This window comes from Mesorhizobium waimense (assembly GCF_003601975.1).
GTDB classification, from domain to species: Bacteria; Pseudomonadota; Alphaproteobacteria; order Rhizobiales; family Rhizobiaceae; genus Mesorhizobium; species Mesorhizobium waimense.
This window is the reverse complement of the sequence record NZ_QZWZ01000015.1, coordinates 1-14,860: the sequence shown is the minus strand read 5'-3', so window position 1 is coordinate 14,860 and position 14,860 is coordinate 1. Positions and strand designations below refer to the sequence as shown.

The following is a 14,860-nucleotide window of genomic DNA, read 5'->3' as shown; positions in this document are numbered from 1 at the left end:
TTTTGTCAATCTGCTATCGTTTGAAAATGTCAGCAGAGATTTCCGCTCGCCCAAGATCGCGGGCTCAAAAACGCACCAACGACCCCGAAGGCATGCGCAACAGGGTGCTCGATGTCGCGGAAGCGTCGTTTCAGGAGCGCGGTTATCACGCTTCCAGCATCGGCGACCTGATGGCGGCGGCCGGCGTCACCGGCGGCGCGCTGCATCACCATTTCCCGACCAAGAAGGCGCTGGCCCTGGCGGTGATCGAGGAGCGGGTGGCTGCCGCCGTCGAAGAAACCTGGATCGCGCCGGTGCAGGCTGCGGGATCGGCCCGCGAGGGCATACGCGCCGTGTTCGAGGCGGTGGCGGCCGAACTCGAGCAGCAAGGTTTCGTGCGCGGCTGTCAACTCAACAACCTGGCGCACGAATTGTCGCTCGCCGATCCGGATTTCCGCTTTGCCCTTGCCAGCATCTTTGCCGCCTGGCGCGAGGCGATCGCCGGCAAGGTCAGGACCGATCAGCAAACGGGCGAGGAACAGGGTACCGATCCGGATCGCTTCGCTGCCTTGGCGGTCGCCGCCTATTCCGGCGCCATGTCGATGGCCAAGACGGCACAGGACGCCGGTCCACTGCGCGATTGCCTGGCGGAATTGGAACGCAGGACCGATTCAGCTGCGTCCCTGGGCCGAGCGGGAGCGAAGCGACGCCGCAGGGTGCTGCTGCGGCCGGGAAAGCCCTGAAGCCGCAGGAGCAGTAGGGCGCCGCTCTATTTCGCCAGCGGTTTGATCGTCTCGTAACCGTTCACCGATTCCGCGCTGGTGCCCTCGTCGTAGCGCCGGGCGAGAGCTGCCTGCAGATCTGGCGCATAGAGCGCAGTGAACGCATCCAGCGTCTCGCCGGCCCCATTCTTGAAGGTCTCTTTGACCGCCAGTACCTTGTATTTGCAGTCGCCCAGGCTGAACGTCTCCTGGCCCTTGACGACCAAAGTCAGCGTCTTGGTGCTCTTTGGCTGCTTGTTCGGCGCTAGCTCGACGAATTCGATCGTGCTCTTTGCCCCGGTCTTCAGCGGAAACAGTTTTCGCAGATCGGAAAACGGGATCATCGCCACCCGACCGGTATCACTGTCGCGAAACACCTCGATCAGGCCGTTGAACAGGAACTGCGTCTGCGGCGATTCGGATTCGTATTTGTTGGCGACGGCAACCATGCCGCCGGCCGTCGGGCGAAACTCGCTGCGGATGCCGGGCTTTTCCAGCACGAAGCCATCCCTGGCGGATTTCGCGTCGACGCAGTCGGCAGCATGGGCAACGCCCGCCGGCAGCAACGCCGCCAGCATCATCATGATCGGTGCAGCTTTCATGGCGTCCTCCTCGCTCGCGCAAGTTGAGGGGGCAAGACATGCCAGACATGCGGCAACATGTCGATGGATGGTTTGGACGAGAAGTGCTGCTGGAGAACTGGACGGCCGGGCGCCGGCTGTGCTGAATTTCGGCGCATGATGAATCGCCTCCCGCCCCGCCTACTGTCCCGGCGCGATTTTTTGGCCCAGGCGCTGGGGGTTGCTGCCGCCAGCGCCTTTGTGCGTCCGGCGCTCGGCCAGACCGGGCAGCGCATCCAGCCCATCGACGCCACCTTCCTGTTCATCGCCGACGTCCATGCCTGCCGCATGGCGAGCGGCCTCAGCCCCAATTGCCAGCAGGAAGGCAAGACCGACGCCGCCTTGCTGCGCAACGTCGCCGCGCTGAATGGCCTCAGTGACAAGGACTGGCCGACCGAGATCGACGGAGTCGCCACCGGCCTGCACTCGGCCGGCAGCCGCATCGGCACGCCGCTCGGCCTCGTCGTCGGCGGCGACATCACCGACGATGGCGGCGGGCAGATCACCCAGCCCAGCGAAGGCACGCAGCTTCTGCAGTTCAGCCAGCGCTACCAGCAAGGGATCGGCCCCGACCGCGTCCACATGCCCGTCTATATCGGGCTCGGCAATCACGACCTCGACCAGAACGGGCCGCCGCATCATGTCGACTGGTACCGCCGCGAGATGCGCGACTATGTCGAGGTCAATCACCGCCCCGGCGTCTTCTTCAAGCCGCCGGTGCCGGCCACCGAATACGATGTCGACACCGACTGCTATTCCTGGGACTGGGGCGGCCTGCATCTTATCCAGACGCATCGTTTCGCCGGCGATACAGGCCACGGCGCCATCTCCAGCCTGCCATGGCTGAAGCAGGATCTGGCCACCTATGCCGGCGACGGCCGCCCGGTCATCCTGTTCCAGCATTATGGCTGGGATACTTTTTCGACCGAGAAATGGGATCCGACCAAGCGGGCTTACGACAATGAGGGCGCCGGCGCGCCGCATTGGTGGAGCGAGAGTGACCGCCAGGCACTGCTTTCGGCGCTGAGGGGCTACAATGTCATCGCCATTTTTCACGGCCATCAGCACGAGGTGCCGATGATCTACCAGCGCAACGGTCTCGACCTCATCAAGCCGAAGGCCGCCTATATGGGCGGCTTCGCGCTGGTGCGAGTGACCGGTGACGGCATGGATGTCGTGCTGGGCGAGGCGACCGGCGACCATGGCGAGGTGATGTTCACCAATGCCTTTTCGAAGAGCCTGAGCTTCTGAGGCGCGCTGGCGGGACGGCGGCAGTGGTCGTATTTTCGGGATCGGCCCGGCTTCTCCCGGGCTAAGCAGGCAGGGTTGGCTGCGCAGGCAAGTCGGGGGAAACCATGGCTGAATTCACCCTCTTCATAGGCAACAAATGCTTTTCGTCCTGGTCGCTCCGGCCCTGGGTGGCGATGCGGCATCTGGAGATACCGTTCGAGGAGGGCTTCGTGCGCCTGCGCACGCCGGAAACCGCCGCCAACCTGGCCAAGGTGTCGCCGACCGGCATGGTACCGGTCCTGAATCACAAGCCGTTGAAGGGCGGGAGCAGGATCGTCTGGGAAACCCTTGCCATCCTTGAATATCTCGCCGACCTGTTTCCGGAGAAAAAACTCTGGCCCGATGACATCGGCACCCGCGCGCTGGCCCGCTCGGTGGCGACCGAGATGCATTCCGGCTTTCGTGAGGTCCGCTATGGCTGGCCGATGAATTTGCGCCGGCCCAAGGCGTATAAACCGCTCGACGCCGAAGGCGAGGCACAGCGGGCGCGCATCGAAGCGATCTGGCGGCAATGCCGTGCCGAGTACGGCAAGGGCGGCCCGTTCCTGTTCGGCCATTTCACCGCGGCCGATGCCATGTATGCGCCGATCGTCACCCGCTTCGACACCTATGGCGGCGAACTGGCGCCGGATACACGCGCCTATGTCGATGCCGTGCTTTCAACGCCGGCGATGCGGCACTGGTATGCAGAAGCCGCCAAGGAGACGTGGCCGGAACCCGGCCCGCACGAACAGGACTGACCAAGAGAGCATCGCCGGACGAGGATCGCTGAGTTCATCCCGCTGCGGCGTTGTTGACGAGCAGTCGCGATCGGCATAAATACGTAACCAAATGGATACGCATTATGCCGCAGGCTGATCCTGATCGTTCCGTTTTCCGCGCCATCGCCGATCCGACGCGGCGCGCCATCCTTGACCGCTTGCGGCAAGGCCCGGCGCCGGTGAATGAACTCGCCTCGGCCTTTTCGCAGAGCCGGCCGGCAATCTCCAAGCATCTCAGGATCCTGCGCGAATTGCGCGTCGTCTCCGAGCAGAAGCATGGCCGCGAGCGGCTTTATCGGCTGGAGCCGGCGGAACTGAAGGATGTCGCCGACTGGATCCTGCCCTATCGCGATTTCTGGCAGGCAAGCCTCGGCAATCTGAAATCCTATCTGGAGAACGAATGATGGCCAGCAACGACGGACCGCGTGCGATCGCCGACGTTTCGGCGGGCACCATCCTTGCCACGGTGACGATCGCCGTGCCGCCGGAACGGGTGTTTCGGGCGCTGACCGCCGAGGAGCAGATCCCGCTCTGGTGGGGCTCGGACGCGCTCTACCGGACGACCAGGCACACCTCCGATGTCAGGCCGGGCGGCGCCTGGTATTCGCAAGGCAAGGGCGCCGACGGACATGAATTCCACGTCCAGGGCGAGTATCTCGAAGTCGAGCCGCCGCATCGTCTGGTGATGACCTGGAAGGCGCCGTGGGACGGCGACAATGTCACGACCGTCACCTACATGCTCGAAGCGGTCGAGTCTGGAACGCGGCTGACGCTGCGCCACGAAGGCTTTGGCGCACGTCAGGACGCCTGCCGCGATCATGGCTCCGGCTGGGAGCGGGTGCTCGGCTGGCTGAATGCCTTCCTTGCCGCCGAAGCTGGCATCAAGTCGCCAAGCATATTCCACTGTCGGATGATCCCGCCGCGCCCGGATTTCGCCTTTACCTTGACCGAGGAGGAGAGGGTGCTGATGGACCGGCATGCCGACTATCTGCGCGGCAAGCTGGCCGAGGGCACCATGATGCTGGCTGGTCCGGTCGCCGACCCGGCCGGGCCCTGGGGCCTCGCCATCCTGCGCGTCGGCACCGAGGCCGAGGCAAGGGCGTTGACCGACGACGACCCGGTGGTGCGTTCGGGGCAGGGCTTTCGCTACGAAATCCTGCCGCTGATGTCAGCGATCATGTGACGTCCCCAAATACAAGAACGCCCCTCGCGCCTTTTATCGCGCGGGAGGCGTCCTTTTTGCCAGCCTTTCCAAGATTGCTCTTATGAACTGCTGACCGTACCAAAATGCGTGAGGGCCAGGATGGTTCCACCTTGTTGCGATTTTTTTCGATCTGGCGCCAGGCGGTTTTTGCATCCCGGATGCAACCGGGAAAGGGGCTTCGTCGTGCCTTGCCCGGCAAGCCATGCGCTGCTTCGGCTACCGTTGCAAAACAAGAAATTTGACATGGCGGCAAAAGAAGTCTACTAGAAGTTTGTCGATATTTGTTTGCCCGACTTTTGTTATCCGCGCGCCGAGCGCGCCTTTGACGAACTTCCTCCCATCAAAAATCGAGACAAACGCTGTTGTGCATTCGCACGACGGTAAACGAATATTTGCCATGGAAAGGGTTCGTTATGAGCACTGGCACAGTAAAATGGTTCAACGCCACCAAGGGCTTTGGCTTTATTCAGCCTGACGACGGTTCGGCCGACGTTTTCGTCCATGTTTCGGCCGTCGAGCGTGCCGGAATGCGCACCATCGTCGAAGGCCAGAAGCTTGGCTACGAGATGGTTCGTGACAACAAGTCGGGCAAGATGTCCGCCGACCAGCTCAAGGCTGCGTAAAAACGGAATTCAGCCTTCCCGGTGACCACGGATGTACTGGCATCGGTAGATGGCGAGAGGAGGGTCAGGCGCATGCCTGACCTTTTTCGTTTCTGGCAGTGAATTGTGCGCCGCAGGTCCCCTCGTATGTGCTAAGCACCGCCAAGGTGGATCCCCCGAACCAGGATGAAGAAGATGTCCCTTACTCCGAAGGCATCCGGCGACGAGGCCGAGCAGCTTTTCAGCAAGACCCGGACGCAGTCGATGTCGCTCAATCGCATCATCTCCGAACGCGATGCCGTCAGCGAGGCCCGGGAGGCCAAGACCGCGCGGCTGCGCGAACTGCGCCTGGAGAAGGAGGCCGACGACCGGGCGGCAGCCCTCGTTCTGGCCGCCATGCCGAAGCGCGCGGGCAAACGCTGATGGCCACCAAGCGCGTGCCGCCAACGCCGATCGCCGGCGACGCGACCATTGCCGACATGGTCGAACTTCTCGACAAGCCGGTCGAATTTGTCCGCCGCGTGCTGGAAAAGCTGGAGCGTTGCAAGCGCGCCCACGGCGATGCCCAGGTGCGCGTCGGTGTGCGCGGCCGCGCCGAAGCCCCGAACTATCTGATCGAATATGTGCGCGAGGACACCAAGACGCGCGAGCGGGTGACCCATCAGGATGCCGCCTATAGCGGCAGTACGCATCGCGAACTGGCGCCGCATCACATCGAGGACGCCAGGAACTGGTCGCCCGAGGAAATGAACATCACGGCGGTGTCGGCGCTGATCGGCCGCCTGCGCAACCCGCGCGCGCCGTCATCGCGTTTCTCTGACGAGGACTGACATGGCCATAAAATTTTCCGCCAAGGACCAGCCGGCAGCGCCGGCCGCCACCGCCAAACCGGCCAAGCCGGCTGCCGCGCCGAAGGCTGACGAACCGGTCCCAACCGATCTGTTCAAGTCGCCAGCGGATGCGGCCCGGAAGACGACCAAGAAGAAATAGCGCCTTGCCTCGAAATGCCGACCGCGATCCTGTCGCGCCGGGCCTGCTTGCCCTGGCGGCAGCCGCAGACTTTTCGCCGCTAGAGCGAGGGGCCGGTGCGGCCCTGTTCGACTGCCAGGCCTGCGGCGCCTGCTGCTCCTATTCGGCCGAATGGCCGCGCTTTTCCACCGAGGACGATGCGCAGCTCGACCGCATTCCGCAGAAGTTCGTCGCTGCCGACGAATCCGGTATGCGCTGCGACGGCGTGCGCTGTTCGGCTCTGTCCGGCGAGGTCGGCAAGCATACCGCTTGCGGCATTTATGACGTCCGCCCCGACGTCTGCCGCGCCTGCATGCCCGGCGGCGACGACTGCCTGATGGCGCGCAAGGCGCACGGGCTGCCACTGTAGGGCTGTCGGTCGCTCACCGTGGGATGTGGCGAAGCAAGGGTTGCGGTTCTACATGGCAGGCCTTGCCTGCAATGCAAGTCCTTGCCATATAGCGCTCGGGAATGGTGTCTCCCTGATAACCGCGCTGATGCTGATGACGCCTACTGACGAACGCCCTTCGGGCGCGCAGGAGGCTGTCATGGGATTTTTCGTCGTGTTCATCGGATCAGGTATCGGTGGCGCTCTCCGCTACGGCGTCGGGCTTCTGTCGCTGCGACTCCTCGGTGCCAACTTTCCCTTCGGAACGCTTTCCATCAACATCGTCGGATCGGCCTTGATGGGCCTTGTCGTTAGCTTGTTCGCATTGTTCGAGATCGGCGGGGACGACGTCAGGTTGTTCCTGACGACAGGTATCATCGGCGGCTTTACGACCTTCTCGACCTTCTCGCTCGACGCCGTGACACTGTGGGAACGCGGCCAGCATCTGGCAGCCATCGGCTACATAGTCGCCAGTGTGACACTGTCGTTGACGGCTTTGGCGGCAGTTCTCCTGCTTATGCGCCGCTGATCGATTTTCGACGCGCTTGCGAACCGCGACAGCGTGAGCGCATCGGCGTGAGCCCACAGCTTGTGTAGTGCGCCCTTGCCCGGTACCTTGCCGCCGGGCCGGGTGCCGGAGGAGCAAGTCGTGAGCATCGAATTCCTGTTGACGGCGCTGATCGTCGTGGCCTCGCCCGGCACCGGCGTTCTCTACACGCTAAGCGCCGGCCTGTCGCGCGGGGCGCGTGCCTCGATCATCGCCGCCTTCGGCTGCACACTGGGCATCATCCCGCATATGGCGGCCGCCATCACCGGTCTTGCCGCGTTGCTGCACACCAGCGCCATCGCCTTCGAGACGCTGAAGTATCTCGGCGTCGCCTATCTGCTCTATATGGCCTGGAACACGCTGAAGGAGAGGGGCGGCCTGAGCGTCGACCAGGACGTCGCACCGCGCTCGGCCGGCAAGGTCATCACCTCCGGCATCCTGATCAACATCCTCAACCCGAAACTGTCGATCTTCTTCTTCGCCTTCCTGCCGCAAATCGTCAGCACCACCGAACCGCACGCGCTGTCGAAGATGCTGGAACTGTCGAGCGTCTTCATGCTGCTCACCTTCGTCGTGTTCGTCGGCTACGGCATCTTCGCCGCCTCGATCCGTAGCCACGTCGTGTCGCGGCCGAGGGTGCTGACCTGGATGCGTCGCACCTTCGCCGGCGCCTTCGTCATGCTCGGCGCCAAGCTGGCGCTGGCGGACCGGTAGGCGTCTGTTCACGGGCTTTGTCGCCTGCATACAAGATAGCAATGAGAAGGCGAGCCAAGGCCCGCCTTCATCTGCTCTTCAGCCGGTAAGGTTGCTAGTTTGCGCCGCCGAGCGCCTGCAATTTCTCGCAGAACGGGGCATATGCCTTGCTCATTGCCGCATCCTGGCATTCCTTCATCATCATGGCCTGGTCGTCTTTGGACATCGCTGCCCAAGCAGCCTTCATCTCGTCATCGGACTTCATTGTCTTCATGCCCGAATCGGTGAAGAAGGGTTCCATCATCTTGGGCGCCAAAGCAGGCAGTTCTGATGTTCATGACATTAGTCCTCCCTATGGTCTTTCTCGATCGTCGGATGGCGGTTGGGCATCAAATAGTGGCGGTCGACCTATCCCTTGACGTAGCCCATCGCCTCTACGATCCGCCCTCCGGCTACGCGCATCAAATTGACGCCGCGTAGCGAATTGCCGTCGGCCATGAAATAGCGCCAGCGGATCGTTGCCCGCTCGCCGGCGACGAAGGTCTCCTCGATGTCGAAGCTGGTGCCTGGCTGGGTGGCGATCGCCGACCACAGCCCGACGCACGCCGCCTTGCCGGCATGGCGCGCGCCGTCCGGCGCCGGCACCGTGTTCTCGATCACGCAATCCTCGGCCACCAGTTCCGCAAGCGCCGTCGGATCATGACGTTGGAACACGTCGTTGAAGCGCCGCATGATCTCGGCGGTCTGGTGGGACAAATCATTCGCGGCGATGTCCATGACAAGCTCCTGTGTCATCGTCATTCTCCTGTTTTCATTGGTCTTCGACAGCGTCGACGAGCACGGCCTTGAGGGTGATGTCGGCCACGCCGGCAAGCGCGCGCGAGACCAGGCATGTCGTCTTGGCGGACTGCGCAAACCGCTCGAACTCCTCTCCGCCGAGTTCCGCGACCTCCGCCTGCGTCTCGAGCTCGATGCGGGTGATCGTCGGCCCGGCCGCGGTCGCGCCGAGATGCACTTTCGCCGTGGTGCGGATGCGCCGGGGGATTTGACCCTCCCGGCCGAGGATGGCGCTCAGCGCCATCGAGAAGCAGCCGGCATGGGCCGCCGCGATCAGTTCTTCCGGATTGGTGCCTGGACCATTTTCGAAACGCGACGGGAAGGAATAGGCACCCTCGAAGACGCCGCTGCCCAGCCGAAGCCTGCCCGAACCTTCCTTCAGCGCACCTTGCCACTCGGCTGAAGCCTCACGAATTGTCATTGGTTCCTCCATGAGTTCGATTGAAAACACATATGTAGACCGATCTACATATTATGTAGACCGATTGTCATATTAGTAACAAGGCCTATAATGGCTCTCTCCTGACAGAGGCTGACATGGCGAACGACACCCGCACCCGCATGATCGAGGCGACGGCGCTGCTGATTGGGCAGCGCGGCTATCACGGCACCTCGCTCAACGACATATTGAGCGCCAGCGGCGCACCGCGCGGTTCGCTCTATTTCCATTTTCCGGGCGGCAAGGACCAATTGGTCATCGAGGTGACGCGCGACAGCATCGCCAAAGTGACCGAAAGACTGGGCGAGGACCTTGCCGCCGAAACGAGCCCGGCGGTGGCCGTCCACCACATCTACCAGTCGGTTGCCCGCATGCTGGAGGACAATGAATTCACGCTCGGCTGCCCGATCGCGCCCGTGGTGCTGGATTCACCGGCGAACGTGCCGGAACTGGCCGAACTGTGCCGCTCGGCCTTCGAGCAGTGGATCGGCCTGCTGCGGCAGGCCTTCGTCAGGGCAGGGGTGCCCGAACGCCGTGCGCATGCCTTGGCGTTGCTGGTCGAATCCTCGCTGGAAGGGCTGATGGTGATTGCGCGCGCCACCCGTGATCGCGCCCCGCTGCTGGCCGTGGCCGACGAAGTCGCGGCGTTGGTCGAGTCGGCCGTGCTGGCCGGCGAAGCGCGGCAACGCGCCGAGGCCGCCGTCTGAGGCGTGAGCCCAGGGCGTCGGCTTCCCGACCGGAATTGCGCAAAAAACAAATGGTTAGAACGGGTTTGTGATTCCGGCACTGAGCTAAAACAGAAAGATACATCCCGATTCCATCGGGATGGGATAGGCTCTATGTCCCCTGGTCGGGAAAGCAGGCCTGGGCGCTGAGAGCCGGACCATTGGCCAGCGCGGTCAGGAAATTCGGCAGCACGGTGGGGAACGTGTAGGAGATCTGCACCATCGAGAAGCCGGAGAGGCCCGAACAGTTGGTGTCGTTGTTGATGGTGATGTTGGAGCTTGTCAGCACGATGCCGTCGGTCGCGGCCATGCCGCTGATGTAGCTGATCGCATTTGCGGCGTTGTAGACGCCGTCTTTCGCGCATCCGCTTTGCAGCACGCCGACGCAACGTGCGCCCGCGTTTGCCATGTCCTGTAGCACATGTTGCGCCCAGTACATGCGGCCGAATTCAAATGTTCCCAGCAGCACCATCAGCAGCGGCACCGAAAGCAGCGCGAACTCGACCGCGTTGGCGCCGGACTTGTCCCTGACGAATGAAGCCAGCCGCCTCATTGCGGCTGCACCATGGCCTGTACGGTGATATTGCCGCCGGTCACGATGCCAAGGCCGCCGAACAGCGGCGCAAACGGCCTGCTCGCGCTGATCGCCACGAACTTTCCCGAGATGCCGCCATTGGCGCAGACAGCGCTGCAGGTCACCGACGAACCCCATGTCACGCTGCCGCCCGAGCCGGTCGGGCAATAGCACAGGTCCGCATTGGATGCGGTGCCGCTCTGGGTCGCCTTGGAGGTGGTGGCGTCGTAGCTGATCACCGCGCCATTGTTGACGACGACCTGGACAGTGCCGCCGGAAGTGCCAAGGCCGCTGGCCACCACGGCCGTGATGTTGGCGGCGAGCCCGCTGCCGCCGGTTGAATTGACCTTGTCTGAGCCGAGCAGGGCATAGTTGGAAGCGGCCGAGATCGCCGAACTCAGGTCGAACTTCGCCTTCAGCGAAGCGCCGATATCGACCGTTGCAGCCAGTATGAGGATGAGCACAGGGCTGACCAGCGCGAACTCGACCGCCGAGACGCCCGACGTCTCGCGAAAGAGGAAGCGTGCCGGCGCGGAGTTCGTCAGGGCGTGCGCCAGGCGGTGATGGAATCGGGAAATCATCATCACTGTACCAGGCTCACCTTGCTGCTGGTGGTGGCGCCGGTGGCCGCGATGCATTCGGACGCTGCGGTGGTGCCGCCCGACAGCGTGATGCGCGAGCCGATCATCTGCAGGCACTTGGTCGTGTCCGTCGTCGAGCCCAGCACGCTGGAGCCGCCGTTCATGATGATCGGACCGTAGGGAAAATAGAAGGCGCCGGAGATCTGCGCGTTGGAGCCGCCTTCGGCGAAGGTGGCGCCGGCAGTGATCGAGGTCGACGTCGGTCCGATCACGGCAAGCTTTGCGGTGGTGCCGGTCTGCGGCGCGGTGAGTACGATGTTGCTGTAGCCGGCCGCCACGCAGAAGACATAGCCGTTGCAGCTTCCCGAGCTCGACTTGGCCTTGCCCGACAGCACCAGCGTCACATCGGTGCCGCTGACGCTGATCGTGCTGCCGCCGCAGCTGGCACTGCCGCCGCCGCTGCCGCCCAGCGCAAAATAGCCGTCCACCGTATAGACGCCGGCGCGAGCAGGATGGCGCCCGAGGCGATGAAGTTTCCCTGGATATCGTGCTGAGCGGTGGCCGGTATGACGAAGCAGCTGCCGCCGCCACCGCCATTGACATTGTCGACGACCTGGAACACGCCCGAGCTGGTGGCGTCAGCCATGACCGTCTTCGAGCCGCCGCCGAGCGTGATGGCGTCGCCATTGCTGCCGGGGCCGATCTTGTAGCTGTTGGAGGTTCCGGAGCCGAAGGTCAACGTCCCGCTGGTGTTGATGAAGCCGCCCGGCAGTTCGAAGGGTGCTCGGCCCGCCGAAGGTCAGCGTGCTGGTGTTGCAGATCGAGACCTTCGCCGTGCTGTTGCAGGTACTGTCGCTGATGCCGACCTTGAAGGTTCCGGCGCCGAAGGTCGTGGTCGCGCCACCGCCGGTCGTCAGCCCCTTGGTGACGTTGAAGGTGCCGGCGCCGAAGGTCGTCGTTCCGCCTGTGGTCACCTGCTTGCCGAAATTGTAGGTGCCGGCGCCGAAGGTCGTGGTTCCAGCCGTGGTCAGCGTCTTGGCGAAACTGTAGATGCCGGGGCCGAATTTGGTGGTGGCGCTGGTCGTGACGTCGCCTGAGATGTTGTAGACGGTCGTTGCCGCTCCGCTCGTCGCGAAGTTGAGATTGATGCCGCCGCCGATGGTGATGTTGCCGATGTTGACCGTTGTCTTGTTGCCGCAATTCAGCGTCCATGTGCTGTCGCTGTAGGAGGCCGTGCATCCAAGCGCAATCGCCTGGTTTTGCGTGGAACTCGGATTGTAGGCGAAGCTGATACTCGTGCCCGTTACGCTGGTTGGTGCCGTCGGTGCCGTCGTCTTCGAAAGCGCGGCCACCGTGGCGATGCGGGCGACGGCGGCCGTGACGGCTGTGTTACCGGCCAGCGGATCGGCGGTGAATTTCTTGGCAATCACCGCCGCCGTACCGTTCGGGCCGCTGATGCCGCTGCAGGGCTGGCTCGGAACCGCCGCGGAGTTGTAGTTCACGCCGATGGCCGAGATCGTGGTGCCGCAGGGCACCGTCACCGTGTTGTTCGACGACACCGTGCATATGGGCGCAGTGATCTTGGTGCCACCGGAAAGCGTGATGCCGGTCTGGCTGCCGTCCAGCGCGAGCATGCAGCCGGGCGTCGGTGCCTGCGCGCCGACTTCGGCGACGGATCCGGCATAGATCTGCAATTGCTGGCGATCGTTCAGCACGCGCGCCAGCGGCAGCTCCTTCTCGGTGCGGATCGTTACCGAGACGGCTTTCATGCCGGAGGTCTTGGGCGAAGTCACCAGGGCAGCTTGGACGTCGGCCGCGGGAACGCCATTGAGGACAGCCACCTTGACGGCCGTCGCCGTCATCTGGTCGGTCGACGTAGTCGCGTTGTAGGCAAGCGCGCCGGCATAGGCCGAAAGATCGGCGATGCGCTGGTTGTTGGCCCGCTCGACCAGGGCGCCGCCATATTCCGTGACCAACGCCGCCATGCCGATGAGCAACGGCAACACCAGCGCCGAGGTGATGAGGACATTGCCGTCGCGGCTACGCGAAAATCGCCGGAAAATCTTCATCATGGCCAACCTGAACAACGCTACACTTTCGAGCAACCCTGTCGCGCCGCATCTTTTAGTAACCTTGAATGTGTTAAAAATTATTGTCTGATAAATTCACCAACAATTGATCGAAACTGATGATTTTGTTGGCAAATTACCTTGGGAAAAGTCAATTGGGAGCGGCCACCCCGGCTAAAGGCCGGCAATGACTGGTTTTTTGGCCAGGCGCATTGGCGCACCCATGAAAAAAGGGCGGCATCGCTGCCGCCCTTTTCGTATGCTTAGCGAGATTGGTGGATTAGAAATCCATTCCGCCCATGCCGCCCATGCCGCCGCCGCCCATGCCGCCAGGCATGCCGCCGCCAGCCGACTCTTTCTTCGGAGCCTCGGCGATCATGGCTTCGGTGGTGACGAGCAGGCCGGCAACCGAGGCCGCGTCCTGCAGAGCCGTGCGAACGACCTTGACCGGATCGACGATACCCATGGCGATCATGTCGCCATACTCGCCGGTCTGGGCGTTGTAGCCGAAGGTCGCGCCCTTGTTGTCGAGGATCTTGCCGGCAACGATCGAAGCTTCCGCACCGGCGTTGGCCGCGATCTGGCGGGCCGGAGCCTGCAGCGCACGACGCACGATGTTGATGCCGGCGGCCTGGTCGGAGTTGACGCCGGTGGCCTTGAGGTTGGCCGAAGCGCGCAGCAGAGCCACGCCACCGCCAGCGACAATGCCTTCTTCCACGGCCGCGCGGGTCGCGTTGAGGGCGTCATCGACGCGGTCCTTCTTTTCCTTGACTTCGACTTCCGTCGCACCGCCGACGCGGATCACCGCAACGCCGCCCGCCAGCTTGGCGAGACGTTCCTGCAGCTTCTCCTTGTCGTAGTCCGAGGTGGTCTCCTCGATCTGCTGCTTGATCTGGGCAACGCGGCCCTGGATCTCGGCCTTCTTGCCAGCGCCGTCGACGATGGTGGTGTTCTCCTTGGAGATCGACACCTTCTTGGCGCGGCCGAGCATGTTGAGGCCGACGTTCTCAAGCTTGATGCCGAGGTCTTCCGAGATGACCTGGCCACCGGTGAGGATGGCGATGTCTTCCAGCATGGCCTTGCGGCGATCACCGAAGCCCGGCGCCTTGACGGCGGCGATCTTCAGGCCGCCACGCAGCTTGTTGACGACCAGCGTGGCCAGGGCCTCGCCTTCGACGTCTTCCGAGATGATGAGCAGCGGCTTCGAGGTCTGCACGACGGCCTCGAGGACCGGCAGCATGGCCTGCAGGTTGGAGAGCTTCTTCTCGTGGAGCAGGATGTAGGCGTCCTCGAGATCGGCAACCATCTTGTCGGCGTTGGTGACGAAGTAGGGCGACAGGTAGCCGCGGTCGAACTGCATGCCTTCGACGACTTCGAGTTCGGTCTCGGCGGTCTTGGCTTCCTCGACCGTGATGACGCCCTCGTTGCCGACCTTCTGCATCGCTTCCGCGATCATCTTGCCGACCGACTCGTCGCCATTGGCCGAGATCGTGCCAACCTGGGCGACTTCCTCGGAGGTCTTGATCTTCTTGGCGGCCTTGCCGAGCGCCACGACGACTTCGGTCACGGCCAGATCGATGCCGCGCTTCAGGTCCATCGGGTTCATGCCGGCGGCAACCGCCTTGTGGCCTTCCTGGACGATCGACTGCGCCAGAACGGTCGCGGTCGTGGTGCCGTCGCCGGCGATGTCGTTGGTCTTCGAAGCAACTTCGCGGACCATCTGCGCGCCCATGTTCTCGAACTTGTCTTCAAGCTCGATTTCCTTGGCGACGGTGACGCCGT

Annotated in this window: 23 protein-coding genes and 1 riboswitch; of the genes, 13 read left to right on the top strand and 10 right to left on the bottom strand. The window is 63.2% G+C overall.

Annotated features, from left to right (window positions below; translation table 11 throughout):
• Window positions 1-92 precede the first annotated feature (92 nt).
• Window positions 93-722: a TetR/AcrR family transcriptional regulator gene (locus D3227_RS19500; protein ID WP_167480763.1), complete on the top strand. Its 630-nt coding sequence runs from the start codon at window positions 93-95 to the stop codon at window positions 720-722.
• Between the two features lie 26 nt (window positions 723-748).
• Here the strand turns inward: D3227_RS19500 and D3227_RS19495 are convergent, their stop codons facing one another.
• The gene (locus D3227_RS19495) at window positions 749-1,342 is read right to left on the bottom strand and encodes a hypothetical protein (RefSeq protein WP_120015944.1); all 594 of its coding nucleotides are present in this window, start codon (window positions 1,340-1,342) and stop codon (window positions 749-751) included.
• Window positions 1,343-1,477: 135 nt separating this feature from the next.
• On the opposite strand from D3227_RS19495, the gene D3227_RS19490 reads away from it, so the two are divergent.
• From D3227_RS19490 to D3227_RS19445, 11 genes are all read left to right on the top strand, one after another.
• Window positions 1,478-2,611, top strand: coding sequence for a metallophosphoesterase (locus D3227_RS19490; protein WP_120015943.1), 1,134 nt, complete (start codon window positions 1,478-1,480; stop codon window positions 2,609-2,611).
• 104 nt (window positions 2,612-2,715) lie between these two features.
• On the top strand, window positions 2,716-3,390 hold the full coding sequence (locus D3227_RS19485) for a glutathione S-transferase family protein (protein ID WP_120015942.1): 675 nt from the start codon (window positions 2,716-2,718) through the stop codon (window positions 3,388-3,390).
• A 104-nt stretch (window positions 3,391-3,494) separates the two neighbouring features.
• Window positions 3,495-3,815: an ArsR/SmtB family transcription factor gene (locus tag D3227_RS19480; RefSeq protein ID WP_006203028.1), complete on the top strand. Its 321-nt coding sequence runs from the start codon at window positions 3,495-3,497 to the stop codon at window positions 3,813-3,815.
• Window positions 3,815-4,594 carry an SRPBCC domain-containing protein gene (locus D3227_RS19475; protein WP_120016080.1) on the top strand — a complete coding sequence of 260 codons (780 nt, stop codon included), beginning with the start codon at window positions 3,815-3,817 and terminating at the stop codon, window positions 4,592-4,594. The genes D3227_RS19480 and D3227_RS19475 overlap by 1 nt, the downstream gene beginning before the upstream one ends.
• Before the next feature lie 434 nt (window positions 4,595-5,028).
• Window positions 5,029-5,238 (top strand): cold-shock protein, encoded by a 210-nt coding sequence (locus D3227_RS19470; protein ID WP_006203031.1) that lies wholly within the window; start codon window positions 5,029-5,031, stop codon window positions 5,236-5,238.
• A 174-nt stretch (window positions 5,239-5,412) separates the two neighbouring features.
• Window positions 5,413-5,640, top strand: a complete 228-nt coding sequence (locus D3227_RS19465) for a hypothetical protein (protein ID WP_120016079.1) — start codon at window positions 5,413-5,415, stop codon at window positions 5,638-5,640.
• Entirely contained in the window at window positions 5,640-6,047 is a 408-nt protein-coding gene (locus D3227_RS19460; RefSeq protein ID WP_006203034.1) for a hypothetical protein, read from the top strand. The genes D3227_RS19465 and D3227_RS19460 overlap by 1 nt, the downstream gene beginning before the upstream one ends.
• A 1-nt stretch (window position 6,048) precedes the next feature.
• Window positions 6,049-6,207 carry a hypothetical protein gene (locus D3227_RS41665; protein WP_167480762.1) on the top strand — a complete coding sequence of 53 codons (159 nt, stop codon included), beginning with the start codon at window positions 6,049-6,051 and terminating at the stop codon, window positions 6,205-6,207.
• A gap of 4 nt (window positions 6,208-6,211) precedes the next feature.
• The gene (locus D3227_RS19455) at window positions 6,212-6,595 is read left to right on the top strand and encodes a YkgJ family cysteine cluster protein (RefSeq protein ID WP_120015941.1); all 384 of its coding nucleotides are present in this window, start codon (window positions 6,212-6,214) and stop codon (window positions 6,593-6,595) included.
• A gap of 88 nt (window positions 6,596-6,683) precedes the next feature.
• Window positions 6,684-6,745, top strand: a riboswitch (Fluoride riboswitch).
• 28 nt (window positions 6,746-6,773) lie between these two features.
• Window positions 6,774-7,142: a fluoride efflux transporter CrcB gene (gene crcB, locus D3227_RS19450; RefSeq protein ID WP_245451803.1), complete on the top strand. Its 369-nt coding sequence runs from the start codon at window positions 6,774-6,776 to the stop codon at window positions 7,140-7,142.
• Window positions 7,143-7,262: 120 nt separating this feature from the next.
• Window positions 7,263-7,874 (top strand): LysE family translocator, encoded by a 612-nt coding sequence (locus tag D3227_RS19445; protein ID WP_120016077.1) that lies wholly within the window; start codon window positions 7,263-7,265, stop codon window positions 7,872-7,874.
• Window positions 7,875-7,968: 94 nt separating this feature from the next.
• Here the strand turns inward: D3227_RS19445 and D3227_RS19440 are convergent, their stop codons facing one another.
• The 3 genes from D3227_RS19440 to D3227_RS19430 form a co-directional block, all read right to left on the bottom strand.
• The gene (locus tag D3227_RS19440; protein ID WP_208646397.1) at window positions 7,969-8,154 is read right to left on the bottom strand and encodes a hypothetical protein; all 186 of its coding nucleotides are present in this window, start codon (window positions 8,152-8,154) and stop codon (window positions 7,969-7,971) included.
• Window positions 8,155-8,261: 107 nt separating this feature from the next.
• Window positions 8,262-8,648, bottom strand: a complete 387-nt coding sequence (locus tag D3227_RS19435) for a nuclear transport factor 2 family protein (RefSeq protein ID WP_120016076.1) — start codon at window positions 8,646-8,648, stop codon at window positions 8,262-8,264.
• 16 nt (window positions 8,649-8,664) lie between these two features.
• Window positions 8,665-9,111: an OsmC family protein gene (locus D3227_RS19430; RefSeq protein WP_120016075.1), complete on the bottom strand. Its 447-nt coding sequence runs from the start codon at window positions 9,109-9,111 to the stop codon at window positions 8,665-8,667.
• 116 nt (window positions 9,112-9,227) lie between these two features.
• Here D3227_RS19430 and D3227_RS19425 point away from each other — a divergent pair, with 116 nt between their 5' ends.
• Complete coding sequence (locus D3227_RS19425) at window positions 9,228-9,836, top strand: TetR/AcrR family transcriptional regulator (RefSeq protein WP_006203042.1); 609 nt, start codon at window positions 9,228-9,230, stop codon at window positions 9,834-9,836.
• A 130-nt stretch (window positions 9,837-9,966) separates the two neighbouring features.
• Here the strand turns inward: D3227_RS19425 and D3227_RS19420 are convergent, their stop codons facing one another.
• The 6 genes from D3227_RS19420 to groL form a co-directional block, all read right to left on the bottom strand.
• Window positions 9,967-10,407 carry a TadE/TadG family type IV pilus assembly protein gene (locus tag D3227_RS19420; RefSeq protein ID WP_120015940.1) on the bottom strand — a complete coding sequence of 147 codons (441 nt, stop codon included), beginning with the start codon at window positions 10,405-10,407 and terminating at the stop codon, window positions 9,967-9,969.
• Complete coding sequence (locus D3227_RS19415) at window positions 10,404-11,012, bottom strand: TadE/TadG family type IV pilus assembly protein (protein WP_120015939.1); 609 nt, start codon at window positions 11,010-11,012, stop codon at window positions 10,404-10,406. Before D3227_RS19415 ends, D3227_RS19420 begins: the two co-directional genes overlap by 4 nt.
• Window positions 11,012-11,497 (bottom strand): hypothetical protein, encoded by a 486-nt coding sequence (locus D3227_RS42745; RefSeq protein ID WP_245451802.1) that lies wholly within the window; start codon window positions 11,495-11,497, stop codon window positions 11,012-11,014. Before D3227_RS42745 ends, D3227_RS19415 begins: the two co-directional genes overlap by 1 nt.
• Complete coding sequence (locus D3227_RS42740; protein ID WP_245451801.1) at window positions 11,410-11,655, bottom strand: hypothetical protein; 246 nt, start codon at window positions 11,653-11,655, stop codon at window positions 11,410-11,412. Before D3227_RS42740 ends, D3227_RS42745 begins: the two co-directional genes overlap by 88 nt.
• Window positions 11,648-13,081, bottom strand: a complete 1,434-nt coding sequence (locus D3227_RS19410; RefSeq protein ID WP_245451800.1) for a pilus assembly protein TadG-related protein — start codon at window positions 13,079-13,081, stop codon at window positions 11,648-11,650. Before D3227_RS19410 ends, D3227_RS42740 begins: the two co-directional genes overlap by 8 nt.
• A 277-nt stretch (window positions 13,082-13,358) precedes the next feature.
• Window positions 13,359-14,860: chaperonin GroEL (gene groL, locus D3227_RS19405; protein ID WP_120015938.1), on the bottom strand; the 1,502-nt coding region annotated here is incomplete at its 5' end.